The sequence below is a fragment of the Actinokineospora sp. PR83 genome, assembly GCF_021056305.1.
GTDB classification, from domain to species: domain Bacteria; phylum Actinomycetota; class Actinomycetes; order Mycobacteriales; family Pseudonocardiaceae; genus Actinokineospora; species Actinokineospora spheciospongiae.
This window is the reverse complement of the sequence record NZ_JAJCXD010000040.1, coordinates 47,418-61,836: the sequence shown is the minus strand read 5'-3', so window position 1 is coordinate 61,836 and position 14,419 is coordinate 47,418. Positions and strand designations below refer to the sequence as shown.

Below are 14,419 nucleotides of genomic sequence, written 5' to 3'. Positions count from 1 at the left end.
CAAGAGGGGGTCAGATGTCGATGGCGACGTCGCCGACCGGTACGGAGACGCAGAGCTGGATCTCCTCCTCCGGGTCGGTGGACAGCTCGCCGTTGCGCACGTCGCGGGTGCACCCGCTGGTCTTGACGCTGGTGCAGGTGAAGCAGATGCCCATCCGGCAGCCGAACTCCGGCTTCAGCCCGGCGGCCTCGGCCTGCTCCAGCAGCGTCCGCCCGGAGTTGGGCGCGGTGGTGGCGCTGCGACCGAAGGTGACCTCCCCGGTCGCGTCCTCGGCGTCGACGGTGATCGGCGCCGGGGCGAAGTCCTCGGTGCGCAGCCGGTGGGCCACCCCGAGCCGGTCGAACACCTCGCGCGCCCCGGCCATCAGCCCGGGCGGGCCGCACAGGTAGGTGTCGGTCTCGGCGAACCACGGCGCCGCCGCGCGCAGGTGCTCCTCGGTGAAGAACCCGTGCAGGTCACCGCCCTCGACGTCGGTGTAGGCCAGCAGCAGCCGCACGTTGTCGTGGCGCGCGGCCAGCTCGCGCAGCGCGTCCCGGTAGGGCACGTCCGCCTCGGTGTAGGCGTAGTGCAGGAAGACGATCTCGCCGCGGTGGCCCTCGTCGGTCAGCGTGCGCAGCATCGACATCACCGGCGTGATGCCGCTGCCGCCGCTGACCAGCAGCACCCGGTCCGGGCGGGTGGCGGGGAGGGTGAACTCGCCCTCGGCGGGCGAGAGGTGCAGCACCAGGCCCCGGCGGGCGTTGGCGTGCAGCCACCGCGACACCCGGCCGCTGTCGTGGGCCTTGACGGTCAGCTCGAACCGGCCGTCGCGGCTGTGCTCGGAGGTGGCGGGGGAGTAGTAGCGGGTGTGCCGCACGCCGTTGATCTCGACGCCCACCCGCACGTGCTGACCGGCGGTGAAACCGCGCCAGCGCCTGGTCGGGCGGATCGTGAGCGTCACCGAGTCGCGCGTGGTTCGGTGCACACTTGTCACCTCACCACGAATCTCGCGGAGAACCAGCATCGGATGCACGAGTTCGAGGTACCGGTCGATGCTGTGTGGCGTCGCCAGGGCCTCCAACAGGTGCAACCCAGGGAATCGGCGCTTGCGCTCCAGCTGGGCCGTCACCACGTGCCTCCAATTTCAGTGAACGTGCGTACACTGAAAAGTGCAACGCGGATCTTGGTCGGTGTCAACCGGGTGGCCGTGTGACGTGACGAACAGTGCGCGTGGGGGAGCCGATGCGGGAGGCCGGGGCGCGGCGGGGCGATAGGGTCGGTGCCGTGGCTGAGGACGTGTCCGGTGCGGTCGGCACCCGGCAGGAGCGCAAGCGCCGCACGCGGCAGGCCCTGCTCGACTCCGCGCTGCGGCTCCTCGCCGACACCAGCCTCGCCGGCCTGAGCCTGCGCGAGGTCACCCGCGAGGCGGGCATCGTGCCCACCGCCTTCTACCGGCACTTCCCGTCGATCGGCGAGCTGGGCGTGGCGCTGGTCGAGGAGAGCATGCGGACCCTGCGCGCCATGCTGCGCTCGGCGCGGCGCAAACCGGCCGACGACGCCATTCGCGGCTCGGTCGCCATTCTGGTCCAGCAAGTCGGTCGGTCTCCTTCGCATTTCCGCTTTCTCATCCGCGAGCGATATGGCGGTGTGGCCGAGGTGCGCAAGTCCATCGCGGGCGAGCTGCGGCTGCTCGGCAGCGAGCTGGCCACCGACCTCGCCCGCTACCCTGGCATGGCCGACTGGGACGCCGACGACCTGCGGATGGTCGCCGACCTGATGGTCGGAGCCATGTTGTCCGTGGTCACGGCGCTGCTCGACGTGTCCGGCGACCCGAGGGCGGAGGCTGAGGTGGTCTCGGTCGCCGAGCAGCAGCTGCGGCTGATCGCGCTCGGCATGGCCCACTGGCGCCGTCCCTGAATTGCACCGGTTGCTCGGCGCTCCACTGCGCCGCGGTCGGTTCGAATGGTACACAAATGCTGTGATAGCCGACACGGTGTGGACGGTTCATCCTGATTTCCGCGACTATTTTGCCCATTGTCATCAAGGCTGTTCATTGCCCGCGGCAAAACATCGCACGAGGTGAGCAATTTCGGGTCGTTCCCAGACTGTGCCGCACCGATGGTGTCGTCGGGCGCCCGCGCGGACTATGTTGCCTAGCGGTGTGGCGCAGCGGGCGGCCGAACGAGAGGGCGTGGCGGACATGGGCGCGAGGACAGCCGCGAACACGGCCGCCGACCTGCCGTACCAACTGCACGCGCGCTGGCGGTGGATCGGCGTGGTGCTCGGCTCGCTGATCCTGCTGGTCTCCCTGGCGGTGCTCGGCCTCGACGACGTGCTCGGGTTCGTGCTGGCCGCGGTGTTCATCGTGCTCGGCTTCGTGCTGATCGACACCTTCTACAACTCCGGGGTGCGGGTCACCGCCGAGGCCGTGGAGGAGCGGTCGATCCTGGTGCGCTCCTGGATGGTGGAGTGGGACGAGGTCGTCGGCATGGAGGTGCCCGCCGGGCGGGTCGTGCGCAGGCCGGTCCTGCTCACCCGCGACGGCGACCGGCTCTCGCTGTACTCGCTGGCCTTCCTGAGCCTGGGCCGCGAGCGCGCGCCCTCCCGGATCGGCAGGTTGCGGCACACGGTCGAGGAGATGGCCTACGACGGCGCCGACGAGTACTACGAGGACGACGAGGACTTCACCGACGACTTCGCCGACCTCGACGACGACGTGGACGTGGAGGACGTCGAGGACACCGACCTCGACGATCCCGCGGACCGGGCCGACGACGACAGCGACCACGACGAAGCGGACGACCACGACGAAGCCGGCGAGGACGACGGGGACGCGGTCGACCACGACGGCTCGGACGACTCCGACGACGCCCCGGATGCCGCCGACGACCGGGACGACCTCGACGACCTCGACGAGGACGACCGGGTGGCGGGTGAGCCGGGCGAGGGCGACCGGGAGCCCGCGGAAGCCGACGGGCCGCGCGGCGAGCGGACCCGGCAGGAGCAGTCCGCGTCCTAGCCCGGGCCGTCGCCCCGGCGGAGCAGGGCGCGGCGGGGGAGACTGGGCCCATGAGCAGGCCGGTCGTGATCGACACCGAGGAGCTGGGGCTGTTCGGCCCCGACTCGGTGACCTGGCAGGTGCACGCCGACCCCGCGCTGTGGCTCGGCGGCATCCGCAGCCTGTACCTGCAGGCGCTGCACCCGCGGGCGGTCGCCGGGGTCGTGCAGAATTCCGACTTCCGGACCGACCCGCTGGGCAGGCTCATCCGCACGGCGGAGTTCGTCGGCACCAGCACCTACGGCACCCTCACCCGGGCCCACGCCGCCGGGGCCGCCGTGCGCCGGGTCCACCGGGCGCTGCGCGCCACCGACCCGGACACGGGCGAGGTGTTCCGGGTCGACGACCCGGAACTGCTGCTGTGGGTGCACTGCGCCGAGGTGTCGTCGTTCCTGACCGCCCTGGGCCGCTCGGGCTGCCCGCTGACGCGCGCCCAGGCCGACCGCTACCTGCACGAGCAGCGCCGCACGGCCGCGCTCGTCGGCCTGGACCCCGCCGAGGTGCCCGGGTCGCTCGCGGAGATGTCGGCCTACCTGCGCGGCGTGTACCCGGTGCTGCGGCGGACGGCGGGCAGTGACGTGATCTACGACTTCCTGCACCGACCCCCGGTGCGCGGCTGGCCGGCGCTGGGCGTGCGCGTGTACGAGCCGACCGTCTCGCACCTGGCCTACTCGTTGCTGCCCGGCTGGGCCCGGAAGCTGCACGGCCGCCGCGGCTACCCGCCCGCGCTGACCACCGCCGCCGCCCGGGGGCTGCGCGCGACCGCCCAGGTGGTGCTGCCCCGGTTGCGCCGCGAGGACAGCTCGGCCCAGCCCGCCTTCGTCGACGCCGTGCGCAGGCTCGGCGACTGGGCCGCGCCCTCGCTCGACCGCCTGCCCGCCTGCTGACGCCGGGGCCTGGCAGGGCTGTCGGAGCTGCCCGGCCGCCGACCGCGGTGCCGGACCCGCGCCCGCGGGTCCGGCCGGTCAGGGGGTCACTCCCCGTGCGCCTCCTGGAACTTGATCACCAGCGCCTGCGGGATGCGGCCGCGCTCGGCGATGTTCTCGCCCTGGCTGCGCGCCCACTCGCGGATCGCCTGGTTGTCGGCCTTCTCGCCCGCGGTGGTGGACTTGCGGGCGCCGTTCACCGCGGCGGCCCTGGTGCCCTTGCGGCCACCGGTGCGCCGGGCGTGCCCGACGAACTCGGCCAGCGAGTCGCGCAGCCGGGCGGCGTTGTCCCGGGAAAGGTCGATCATGAAGTCCACGCCGTCGAGGGCGAAGGTGACGGTCTCGTCGGCCGTTCCGCCGTCTAGGTCGTCGACGAGTTCGACAACGGTCTTCTGGGCCACGGTTTCCTCCGCGTGATGTGAGTCGTTTACGGCACGGGAACCCGGTGAATTCCCCGGTGCTCTCCCGGCGTGGGCCCACTAATGCGGCCCGGTCGTCAGGAAGGGTATCGGTATCGCCGTCGGGTCGCCGTCAGGCGGTGCCGTGTGTCGTACGAGTCATATTGCCGCAGGCGTCGCCCCCGGCGGTGGTCGGCGGGAAAACGACCTGTCCGATTCGCGCCGCCCACCGGTGCCCGGCGAGCGGTCACGCGATCGAATGAGGCCCATCGGCACTGGTCAGCCGGTGTGCCTAATGCAGCCCGACGGGGCCGTGGGTGAATTTCGGGTTGTTCATACCCGAAGTGCGCCGCTGTCGGGTGCGCGATGATGGTATTCGGCACTCCGCCGCGACCGCGGGTGGCACGTGGGAATGCGCCCGCCACCCGGATAGGGTGCGACCATGACCGTCGACCTGAGCGCCTTCCCGCGCGTCGCGCTCGGCCATTGGCCCACACCGTTGGACGAGTGCCCCCGGCTGGGTGCCGAGCTCGGCATTCAGCTCCTGCTCAAGCGCGACGACGTCGGCGGTGTCGGCGCGGGCGGGAACAAATTGCGGAAACTGGAGTTCCTGCTCGGCGCCGCGCTCGACCGGGGCGCCGACACGGTGATCACCTTCGGCGCCGTGCAGACCAACCACGGCCGCCAGACCGCCGCCGCCTGCGCCCGCCTCGGCCTGCGCTGCGAACTGGTGCTGACCCGCAGCGTCGCGCGCACCGGTCAGGCGTACGAGGAATCCGGCAACGTCGTCCTCGACCACCTCTACGGCGCGAACCTGCACCTCTGCGCGGACGCGGAGGAGACCGCCGCCGTCTACAACCGACTGCTCGCCGAGGCCGAGGAGCAGGGCCGCACCGTCGCCACCTTCCCGGTCGGCGGCTCCGACGAGGTCGGCGTGCTTGGCTACGTGGCGGCCACCGTGGAGCTGTTCCAGCAGGTCGACTCGCTCGGCCTGGACGTGGGCGCCCTGGTGGTGCCGGTCGGCAGCGCGGGCACCGCGGCCGGGGTCGCCCTGGGCTCCGAGCTGCTCTGCCGCACCACCCGGGTCGAGGCCGCCTGCGTCTCCCACACCGCCGAGGAGTCCCGCGCCGACATCACCCGCCTCGCCGGGGCCGCGGCCGGGCTGCTGGGCGCGGCGGAGCCCGCCCTGGCGGAGCTGGTGGTGGACGACCGGGCGGTCGGACCGGCCTACGGGGTGCCCACCGAGGAGATGTGGCGGGCGCTGGAGCTGTTCGCGCGCACCGAGGGCGTGACCCTGGACCCCGTCTACACCGGCAAGGCCGCGGCTTGCCTGGTCGACCGGGTCCGCACCGGGGAGATCGCGCAGGGGGAGACCGTGGTGTTCTTCCACACCGGCGGGTTGCCCGGGTTGTTCGCCTACGCGCCGGACCTGATGGCCCGCGCGGGTTCCTAGGCCGTGTGCTCAAGCCTGGGATTGGGTGGGCGTGCCCGGGTGGGGCCGCTTCGCTGGACCCGGGTGGGTGGATCTGCTCAGCCGTGGCCGGGTCTTAAAAGCCCGGGAGTTTTGGGGCGTGCCCGGGTGGGTGGATCTGCTTGGGCGGGGCCCCTACGCCGATCATGTGCCCAGTGTGACCGAGTGGGGCTGAAGAGATGCCCCACAGCCCAGGCAGGCTTGCACATGATCGGCTCCCCCACCCAAGCACATCCACCCACCCGGGCCTCTGCGTAGCCGGGCAGGCGGTTGCGGGGGTGGCCACCGGCTGCGCGGCGTGGGGTTGCGGGTGGCTGGCCGCCGGGCCGCCGGTTGGGGGTGGTCGTTGACTGCGCCCGGCGGGGTTCGGCGTGGCCGGTGGCCGGGCTGGCGGTTGGTGGGGCCTGCGGTGTGGTGGTGGCTGGGTTTCGCTGCGCCTGGTGGGGTTCGGCGTGGTCGGGCGGTTGGCAGGTGGTTGGTGGGGTGGCTGAGCGTGGGCGGCTTCGCGGACAGGCAGACCCCGGGACCCAGGGGTCTCAGGTGCCGGTGCCCAGGCGCAGCGCCCCGGTCGCGATCTCGCGCAGCGCCGGGTCCTCCGGTGTCGAGGTCTGGTCGAGCCACACCGCCTGCACCAGCTTGACGCTGTTGCCCTCGCGGCCGCTGGCGTAGGCGGCGGAGGTGAACGCGGGCTCGCGGTCCCCCGGCCACGGCACGCCCTCGGCGGCCTGGTCGCGCACACCACCGGCCCCCGGCCGGTCGGCGACCGCGCGCAGCTCCGCCCCGGAGGCGCTGCCCGCGAAGCGCAGCACCGAGACCAGCACCGCGGCCTGCCTGCCGTCGCGGCCCGCGGCCTCGAAGCGGGCCCGGATCAGCCGGGCGCACCGGTTGGCCTGCAACCACGCCTGCACGTCGCCGAACGCGTGCGCGGCGCAGTCGGTGGCCTCCGCGGTGCCGCGGGCGGTGTAGCCGATCCCCTCGACCGGGACCGCCGCGGAGGAGTGGGGGGTCTGCCCGCCGCCGGGGTCCTCGTCGGCGGAGCTGATGGCCACCGCGATGCCGGTGATCAGCAGCACCGCGACCAGGACCACCGCGGCGATCGGCAGCCACCGCAGCGACCGCTGCCGCGCCTGGGCGGGCTCGGGCCGGTTCGCCTCCAAGGCGACCTTGGGGATGAACGTGGTGCTCGCCGCGGCGACCGCGGGTGCCACCACGTCGCCGAAGCCCTCGGCGACCAGGTCGGCGTGGTCGAGTTCCACCCCGAGCGCGGCCAGCATCCGGCGGGCGTCGGTCGCCGGGCAGACCCGGGTGTGCGTGGACAGCTCGCGCGCCGCGGTCAGCAGCGACTTGGGTTCCGGGTGCAGGATGCGCACGCCGCGCACCAGGTCGGCGCTGGGCTGCGCGACCTGCCCGACGTACGGGCCGACCGCGACCACGGTGCCGGTCGGCAGCGGTTCGGCCCTGGCCGACTCCAGCGCGTCGGACACCGCCGAGGTCGCCCCGAGCGCGTCGACCGCCGGGTTCACCGGGCCGTCCTGGCGGGTCAGCGGCCAGCCGTCGGTCTTCCACACCCCCGACAGCGGCGCCTCCAGCCGCATCGCCGGGTCGGGCAGGTCGACGCCGACCACCACCAGGACCGCGCGCGGCAGCAGGATGACCGCTTCGAGCGGTTCGGGGTGGTCCGGCGGCCGGTACCCGATCAGCGCGATCCCGCCGGCGACGCCGTCGCCGCGCCCCCAGGAGGCCAGCGCGGCCCGCAGGTCGTTGCCGACGGACGACGCCGTGTCACCGAGTCGCAGTGTGCGCAACGCGGCACCTCCACCAGTCGCGGCCTGATCACGTGGAACCCCCCACGGGCAGTGTGCGACACGGTATCCCCGGCGGCCATTCCGCGGACCGGCGACCTCGATTCGCGGATCTTGGTCGAACGTGGTGGCGCCTCGCCATCGGTGACCCGGTCCCCGGTGACGCCGCTTCGTGAGTGATCGGGTGCGGGGAGTTCGCGGTGGACTCCCCCCGTTCGTCACCGGCGGGCGGAATCCGCGCACCGGGCGGTGTCTTTCGCCGTTCGTGTGGCCAAGGGGTCCGGCGGCAGGGCACAATGATCGCGGGCAATCACCGCCGGTCACCCGTTGGGCGCGATGGACGTAGGGGAAGACGATCCTCGTCGAGCAGCGGAGGTCAGCAGTGAGCACCCGTGGAAACACCCAAGGTGTGGTGTACGTCCACTCGTCGCCGTCTGCGGTGTGTCCGCACGTCGAGTGGTCGATTTCGGGCACCCTCGGGGTCCGCGCGGAGTTGCGCTGGACCGCGCAGCCCGCGGCCCCCGGCCAGTTGCGCGCCGAGTGCGCGTGGACCGGTGACGCGGGCACCGGTGCCAAGCTGGCGGCCGGGCTGCGGGCCTGGCCGATGATCCGCTTCGAGGTCACCGAGGAACCCAGCGCTGGTGTCGACGGCGAGCGGTTCTGCTACGCCCCGGCCCTGGGCCTGTGGCACGCCCGCACCGGCGCCAACGGCGACATCGTCGTCGGCGAGGACCAACTGCGCACCGTCGCCGCCACCGCCCGCGGCGGCGAGTCCTTCGCCTTCAAGGTCGACGAACTCCTCGGCGCCTCCTGGGACGAAGCCCTGGAACCCTACCGCCGCGCGGGCGACGGCGCCCCCATCACCTGGCTGCACCGCGTCGGCTGATCCCAGCTCGGCGGTTCCTCGGTCGCGCCCGGGCGGCGGGCCCGCTGTGGCACGCTGGCACCCGTGCGCGAGTCGGGTGGTGGGCAGCGGTGGGTGCTGCCGGTGGTGCTGGTCGCGGTCGTGCTGACCGCGGTGGCGGGGCTGCTGGCCCGCGAGTTCTACCTCGACCCGGTCACCAGGACGTCCCCGCCCGCGTCGGCGGTCGTGCCGACCGAGTCCGCCGTCCCCGCCGCCGCCCAACCCGGTCCCCGCGACGTCCGGGGCACCGCCGACGCCGTCGGCCATCCCCTCTTCGAGACCACCCGCCAGCTCCTGCAGACCCACTTCGACGCGATCAACGGCAAGAACTACGACCGCTGGAAGACCACGGTCACCGACGACCGCGTGAAGGCCATGCCGGAACCCGACTGGCAGCGCAACTACGCCACGACGACCGACGGCACCATCGTCGTCTACCGCATCGAGACGGGTCCGCCGAACACCGCCAGGGTCCTGCTCACCTTCGTCAGCAAGCAGGACACGGCCGACGCCCCGCCGGAGCTGCCGGTCGACTGCATCCGCTGGAGCGTGGTCTACCCGCTGATCCTCACCGGGGGCCAGTGGCGCCTCGACATGACCTCCACCGGTGCCAGCCCCCAGCACGACCCCTGCTGATCAGTCCTCAGTGGAACGACAGGAGGACCCGCCCCCACCCGGGACGGGTCCTCCTCGCACCGGCGTGCGCCGGTCAGGCGGTCGTGAAGACCAGGGCGACGTTGTGCCCGCCGAAGCCGAACGAGTCGTTCACCGCGGCGGTGATCTCCACCTTGCGCGGCTGCCCGGTGACCACGTCCAACTCGACCCGCGGGTCCAGGTTCTCCAGGTTGCGGGTGGCGGGGATGACCCCGTAGTACAGCGACAGCAGGGTGAAGATGCTCTCCACCGCGCCCGCCCCGCCGACCAGGTGGCCAATCGCGGACTTCGGCGCGGTGAGCACCGGGTGGTCGCCGATGGCCTTGCGGATCGCGGCGGCCTCGCCGACGTCGCCGACCACCGTGGAGGTGGCGTGCGCGTTGACGTGGCCGATGTCGGCCGCGGTCAGCCCGGCCACGCGCACCGCGTTCTCGATGGCCTTGATCTGCCCCAGGCCCTCGGGGTGGTTGCCGGTGATGTGGTAGGCGTCGGAGGTCATGCCGTACCCGGCGACCCGGCCGTAGATCCGCGCGCCGCGGGCGATGGCGTGGTCGGCGCGCTCCAGCACCAGCACACCCGCGCCCTCACCGAGGACGAAGCCGTCCCGGTCGGTGTCGAACGGCCGCGAGGCCCGGTCCGGGGCGTCGTTGCGGGTGCTCAGCGTCCGCGACTGGCAGAAGCCCGCCACGGTGATCGGGTGGATGCACGCCTCGGCGCCACCGGCCACGACGACGTCGGCGCGGCCGTTCTGGATCATCTGCCAGGCGGTGGCGATGCCCTCGGCACCGGAGGCGCAGGCCGAGGCCGGGGAGTGCACGCCCGCCCTGGCGCGCAGCTCGATCCCGACGTGCGCGGCCGGGCCGTTGGGCATCAGCATCGGCACCGTCAGCGGCGAGACCTTGCGCAGGCCCTGCTGCTCCAGGATGTCGTCCTGGCCCAGCAGCGTCAGCGGTCCGCCGACCCCGGTGCCGATGCTGACCCCGAGCCGGTCCGGGTCCACCGGTTCGTCCCCGTCGGAGGGCAGGTCGAACCCGGCGTCCGCCCAGGCCTCCCGCGCGGCGATCAGGGCCACCTGCTCGCAGCGGTCCAGGCGGCGGGCCTGCACGCGCGGCAGCACGTCCGTCGGCTCGACGGCGAGGGGAGCGGCCAAGCGCGCGGGCAGGTCGTACTTCTCGACCCACTCGTTGTCGTTGCGCCGGATGCCGTTCTCGCCCGCGAGCAGGGCATCCCAGGTGGACGTGACGTCCCCGCCGAGCGGCGTGGTGGCGCCCAGCCCGGTGACGACGACATCGACGTTGCTCATGGCGGTTCCTTCACAGCGGGTGGTGTGCCTGACCGGGTGCCGGGCGGCACGGGGACCCGGGGTTTCGTGCGGGTGGAGCGGTCGGTGCTGCGATCAGGCGTGGCTGGACACGTAGGTGACGGCGTCACCCACGGTCTTGAGGTTCGCCAGCTCGTCGTCGGGGATCTTGACGCCGAACCGGTCCTCGGCCTGCACGGCGATCTCGACCATGGACAGCGAGTCGATGTCGAGGTCGTCCACGAAGGACTTGTCCGCGGTCACGTCGTCGGGGGAGACACCCGCGACCTCTTCCACGATCTCCGCGAGGCCCTCGAGGATCTGCGCGTCGCTGGGCTTGTCCGACATGTGCTTGGTGTCCTTCCGTGGTGTGCGTTGCCACCGGCCGGGCACCGCGCCCGACCGGTGTTGTTGCGGCCCCTGGGTCAGGGGCAGATCACGACCTGCCCCGCGTAGGACAGGCCCGCTCCGAAGCCCACGAGCAGCGCCACGTCACCGGGCTTGATCCGGCCCGCGGCGCGCATGTGGTCCATCGCCATCGGGATCGATGCCGAGGAGGTGTTGCCGGAGTGCACGATGTCGTCGGCGACGACCATGTCCTCCCGGGCGCCGTTGGCCCGCAGCTTCTTGGCGATCGACTCGACGATGCGCAGGTTCGCCTGGTGCGGGATGAGCACGTCGACCTCGGCCGGGGTGATGCCCGCGGCCTCCAGGGCGCGCAGCGCGATCGGCGCGATCTTCGTCGTCGCCCACCGGAAGACCGACTGGCCCTCCTGGTAGAGCACCTTGTTGCCGCCGGGGGACGCCGGGTTCGGGTTCATCCCGATCGTGTCGACCAGGTCACCGGCGCTGCCCCAGACCACCGGGCCGATGCCGGGGGTGTCCGACGGGCCGACCACCGCGGCGCCCGCGCCGTCGGCGAAGATGATCGCGTTGGCCCGGTCGGTCGGGTCCACCCAGTCGGTCAGCTTCTCCGCGCCGATCACCAGCACCCGCTTCGCCGAGCCCGCGCGGACCAGGTCCGAGGCGGTGCCCAGGCTGTAGCAGAAGCCCGCGCAGGCGGCGTTGAGGTCGAACGCGCCCGCCGCCTTGACCCCGATCCGGTCGGCCACCTGCGCGGCGCCGTTGGGGATGGGGTGCGGCATGGTGCAGTTCGCCAGGATCACCGTGTCGACGTCGGACGGGCTCAGGCCGGAGTCGGCGAGCGCCTTGGACCCGGCGATGACCGCCATGTCGACCAGCTTCTCGTCCGGGGCGGAGAACCGCCGCTCGGCGATGCCGACGCGCTCGCGGATCCACTGGTCGGTGGTGTCCATGTGCAGCGACAGCTCGTCGTTGGTGACGATCCGCTCCGGCTGGTGGCTGCCCACGCCGAGGATGCGGGTGGCCGAGGGGCCGGTGGTCTGGTTCAGCGTGGTCATGACGCGCTCCCGATCAGCTCGACGACGGCGTCGAGGGTGTCCGGTGTCTTCAGCGCGAAGAAGGGTGTTCCCTTCAGCTCGCGCTTCGCCAGGCCGACGAGCGCGCCCGCGGGCGGGAACTCGACGACCGCGGCGACGCCGCGCTCGGCCATGGTGGCCATGCACAGGTCCCACCGGACCGGGTTGGTGACCTGGTCGATGAGCCGCTCCAGCACGTCCGCGCCGTCGGTGACCACCGCGCCGTCGCGGTTCGACAGCAGCGTGCGGGTGGGGTCCGCGGGATTGGCCAGGGTGGCCGCGTGTGCGCGCAGCGCGTCCTGGGCCGGGGCCATGTAGCTGGTGTGGAAGGCGCCCGCGACCTTCAGGGTGATCGCCTTGGCGCCCTCCGGCGGTTCGGCGGCGAGCTTCTCCAGCGCGGCGATCGAACCGGCGGCGACGATCTGGCCCGCCCCGTTGCGGTTGGCGGGCACCAGGCCCAGCTCGGCCAGGCGGGCCAGGATGCCCTCCTCGGTGCCGCGGACCAGGGCGGACATGCCGGTGGGCTCCAGCTCGCAGGCGGCGGCCATCTCCCGGCCGCGGACCGCGGCGAGCGCCACCGCGTCCTCCGGTGTCAGCACCCCGGCGATCGCGGCGGCGGCGAACTCGCCGATCGAGTGGCCCGCCACCAGCACGTCGGCCGGGATCTCCACCCGCCGGGCCAGCTCCTCGTAGGCCAGCAGGGTGGAGGCCACGATCAGCGGCTGCGTGATCGCGGTGTCCTTGATCTCGTCGGCGTCGGCGGTGCTGCCGAGCCGGGCGAGGTCGAGCCCGGCCACCTCGGACCAGCCCGCGAGCCGCTCGGCGGTGTCGGGCAGTTCGAGCCAGGGGAGGAGCATCCCCGGCGCCTGGGAACCCTGTCCGGGTGCGAGCAGTGCGATCACAGTGCTAACTAGACACCGTCCGCCCGCCCGGTGAGGATGCTGCCAGCTCACCAAGCTCCGGCACCCCTGTTGTGGAAACCCTACAAAGCTTGAGCCGTTATGAACCGCCACCGCGGCAGTTCCTTGTGCGTTGTGGTGTGGGCCACCGAAGCGTTGCCTGGAATTGACGGTTTACCAGAGTCCCCGGGCCCGCGACAAGCGCCCCACCGCCAGCGCCACCCGCAGGACCAGCGCGTCCCGGGGGTCGTTGGCGTTGTGCCCGGTGACGTCGGTCGCCTTCCGCAGCCGGTAGCGCACCGTGTTCGGGTGCACGAACAGCTGCCGCGCGCACGACTCCAGCACCCCGCCCGCGGCGAGGTACGCCTCCACGGTCTCTTGTAAGGCTCCTCCTGCCTCCTCCAGCGGCCGGGCCACCCGGTCGATGAGTTGCCACTCGGCTTCCGGGTCGCCCGCCAGCGCCCGTTCCGGCAGCAGGTCGGCCGAGCGCACCGGCCGCGGCGCGTCCGGCCAGGCGACCACCGCGCGCAGCCCGGACAGCGCGTCGGCGGAGCTGCGGTGCGCCTCGGCGATGCTGGCCATGGTGGGCCCGGCCACCACCGGTCCCGCCCCGAACGCCGAGGCCATCCGCACCAGCGCCTCCCGGTCGACGGGGTCGGTGGTCGGCCCGGCCAGCACCACCACCAGCCGGGAGCCCTGCACGCCCAGCAGCACCGGCCTGCTCGCCCGCGCGGCCCGGCTGCGCACCTCGTAGACCACGGTCGGCTGGTCGTCCGAGGGCGGGTTCCCGACCAGCACGGTGGCCTCGGCCGCCGGGTCCCAGCCCAGCGCCGCCGCCCGCGACAGCAGGGACTCCTCGGCGTCGCCGCGCACGATCCCGTCCACGACCAGCGCTTCCAGCCGCGCGTCCCACGCCCCCCGCGCTTCGGCGGCGGACGCGTAGGACATGGCCGAGGCGAACGCCACCTCCCGGCCGTACCGCAGCACGGCCTCCGACAGCACCGCCCGCTCGGCCTCGTCGGCGGCCAGGTCCGGCACCATGTCCTCGAACACCTGCAACGACACCCGCACCATCTCCACCGTCTGCCGCAGGCTGATCCACCGCGACAGGTCCCGGGGCGCCCCCCGGAACGTGTCGGTGGTCATCCGCAACGCCTCCCGCGGGTCCCGCAACCAAGCGGTGAACCCCGCCACCCCGTTCTGCGCGACCAACAACACACTGGCCCGCTGGTCAGCGGGCATCCGCCCGAACCACGCGAACTGCTCATCCATGGCAGCCACCGCAGCAGCCGCCAGTTTCCCCGAAGCCCGCCCCACCGCATCCAAAGTCCCCGCCGACAACCCCACCGATCCCCGACCACTCATACCCAAAGAATCCCACGCCCCCCACCCCACCAAAGCCGCCCCACGCTGTCCCACCCCAAGCCCCACCCCAAGCGCTACCCAACAACTACCGTGCCCACCGCGACTAAACGGTCTTGCTCGCCGAAGGCGGCCCACGCTGGTTCAGGAACCCACCGCACCGTGGGGGTCTGGGGGGTCGCCCCCCAGATTCGATGACCGCCCCACCGATGGGAAGCACGAGTGCG

At 72.8% G+C, this 14,419-nt stretch carries 14 protein-coding genes; 6 read left to right on the top strand and 8 right to left on the bottom strand.

Features of this window, described 5'->3' with window-relative positions; all coding sequences use genetic code 11:
* Positions 1 to 10: 10 nt before the first annotated feature.
* Positions 11 to 1,108, bottom strand: a complete 1,098-nt coding sequence (locus L6E12_RS13890; protein ID WP_308074849.1) for a ferredoxin reductase — start codon at positions 1,106 to 1,108, stop codon at positions 11 to 13.
* Between the two features lie 155 nt (positions 1,109 to 1,263).
* On the opposite strand from L6E12_RS13890, the gene L6E12_RS13885 reads away from it, so the two are divergent.
* From L6E12_RS13885 to L6E12_RS13875, 3 genes are all read left to right on the top strand, one after another.
* On the top strand, positions 1,264 to 1,896 hold the full coding sequence (locus L6E12_RS13885) for a TetR family transcriptional regulator (protein WP_233438534.1): 633 nt from the start codon (positions 1,264 to 1,266) through the stop codon (positions 1,894 to 1,896).
* Between the two features lie 244 nt (positions 1,897 to 2,140).
* The gene (locus tag L6E12_RS13880; RefSeq protein ID WP_236228320.1) at positions 2,141 to 2,998 is read left to right on the top strand and encodes a hypothetical protein; all 858 of its coding nucleotides are present in this window, start codon (positions 2,141 to 2,143) and stop codon (positions 2,996 to 2,998) included.
* 50 nt (positions 2,999 to 3,048) lie between these two features.
* Positions 3,049 to 3,924 (top strand): oxygenase MpaB family protein, encoded by an 876-nt coding sequence (locus tag L6E12_RS13875; protein ID WP_236228319.1) that lies wholly within the window; start codon positions 3,049 to 3,051, stop codon positions 3,922 to 3,924.
* 86 nt (positions 3,925 to 4,010) lie between these two features.
* Here L6E12_RS13875 and L6E12_RS13870 read toward each other — a convergent pair whose 3' ends face one another.
* Positions 4,011 to 4,364 (bottom strand): Lsr2 family protein, encoded by a 354-nt coding sequence (locus L6E12_RS13870; protein WP_236228318.1) that lies wholly within the window; start codon positions 4,362 to 4,364, stop codon positions 4,011 to 4,013.
* A 439-nt stretch (positions 4,365 to 4,803) separates the two neighbouring features.
* On the opposite strand from L6E12_RS13870, the gene L6E12_RS13865 reads away from it, so the two are divergent.
* Positions 4,804 to 5,814 carry a D-cysteine desulfhydrase family protein gene (locus L6E12_RS13865; RefSeq protein WP_236228317.1) on the top strand — a complete coding sequence of 337 codons (1,011 nt, stop codon included), beginning with the start codon at positions 4,804 to 4,806 and terminating at the stop codon, positions 5,812 to 5,814.
* 554 nt (positions 5,815 to 6,368) lie between these two features.
* On the opposite strand, the gene L6E12_RS13860 is transcribed toward L6E12_RS13865, so the two are convergent.
* On the bottom strand, positions 6,369 to 7,637 hold the full coding sequence (locus L6E12_RS13860; protein WP_236228316.1) for a hypothetical protein: 1,269 nt from the start codon (positions 7,635 to 7,637) through the stop codon (positions 6,369 to 6,371).
* Positions 7,638 to 8,016: 379 nt separating this feature from the next.
* Here L6E12_RS13860 and L6E12_RS13855 point away from each other — a divergent pair, with 379 nt between their 5' ends.
* Entirely contained in the window at positions 8,017 to 8,520 is a 504-nt protein-coding gene (locus L6E12_RS13855) for a DUF3145 domain-containing protein (protein WP_236228315.1), read from the top strand.
* 63 nt (positions 8,521 to 8,583) lie between these two features.
* On the top strand, positions 8,584 to 9,174 hold the full coding sequence (locus L6E12_RS13850) for a DUF4829 domain-containing protein (RefSeq protein ID WP_236228314.1): 591 nt from the start codon (positions 8,584 to 8,586) through the stop codon (positions 9,172 to 9,174).
* Between the two features lie 73 nt (positions 9,175 to 9,247).
* On the opposite strand, the gene L6E12_RS13845 is transcribed toward L6E12_RS13850, so the two are convergent.
* The 5 genes from L6E12_RS13845 to L6E12_RS13825 all read right to left on the bottom strand — a co-directional run bounded on the left by L6E12_RS13845 (position 9,248) and on the right by L6E12_RS13825 (position 14,195).
* Positions 9,248 to 10,495, bottom strand: coding sequence for a beta-ketoacyl synthase (locus L6E12_RS13845; protein ID WP_236228313.1), 1,248 nt, complete (start codon positions 10,493 to 10,495; stop codon positions 9,248 to 9,250).
* Between the two features lie 93 nt (positions 10,496 to 10,588).
* Complete coding sequence (locus tag L6E12_RS13840; RefSeq protein ID WP_236228312.1) at positions 10,589 to 10,840, bottom strand: acyl carrier protein; 252 nt, start codon at positions 10,838 to 10,840, stop codon at positions 10,589 to 10,591.
* Positions 10,841 to 10,917: 77 nt separating this feature from the next.
* Positions 10,918 to 11,913, bottom strand: coding sequence for a beta-ketoacyl-ACP synthase III (locus tag L6E12_RS13835; RefSeq protein ID WP_236228311.1), 996 nt, complete (start codon positions 11,911 to 11,913; stop codon positions 10,918 to 10,920).
* Positions 11,910 to 12,833, bottom strand: a complete 924-nt coding sequence (locus L6E12_RS13830; RefSeq protein WP_236228310.1) for an ACP S-malonyltransferase — start codon at positions 12,831 to 12,833, stop codon at positions 11,910 to 11,912. The genes L6E12_RS13835 and L6E12_RS13830 overlap by 4 nt, the downstream gene beginning before the upstream one ends.
* Positions 12,834 to 13,004: 171 nt before the next feature.
* Complete coding sequence (locus tag L6E12_RS13825; RefSeq protein ID WP_236228309.1) at positions 13,005 to 14,195, bottom strand: CdaR family transcriptional regulator; 1,191 nt, start codon at positions 14,193 to 14,195, stop codon at positions 13,005 to 13,007.
* Positions 14,196 to 14,419: the final 224 nt, after the last annotated feature.

Excerpts from the sequence above, each read along its gene's own strand:
- L6E12_RS13875 (WP_236228319.1), top strand. The coding sequence starts at position 3,049 with ATGAGCAGGCCGGTCGTGATCGACACCGAGGAGCTGGGGCTGTTCGGC.
- L6E12_RS13825 (WP_236228309.1), bottom strand. The coding sequence starts at position 14,195 with ATGAGTGGTCGGGGATCGGTGGGGTTGTCGGCGGGGACTTTGGATGCG.
- L6E12_RS13835 (WP_236228311.1), bottom strand. The coding sequence starts at position 11,913 with ATGACCACGCTGAACCAGACCACCGGCCCCTCGGCCACCCGCATCCTC.
- L6E12_RS13840 (WP_236228312.1), bottom strand. The coding sequence starts at position 10,840 with ATGTCGGACAAGCCCAGCGACGCGCAGATCCTCGAGGGCCTCGCGGAG.
- L6E12_RS13865 (WP_236228317.1), top strand. The coding sequence starts at position 4,804 with ATGACCGTCGACCTGAGCGCCTTCCCGCGCGTCGCGCTCGGCCATTGG.
- L6E12_RS13845 (WP_236228313.1), bottom strand. The coding sequence starts at position 10,495 with ATGAGCAACGTCGATGTCGTCGTCACCGGGCTGGGCGCCACCACGCCG.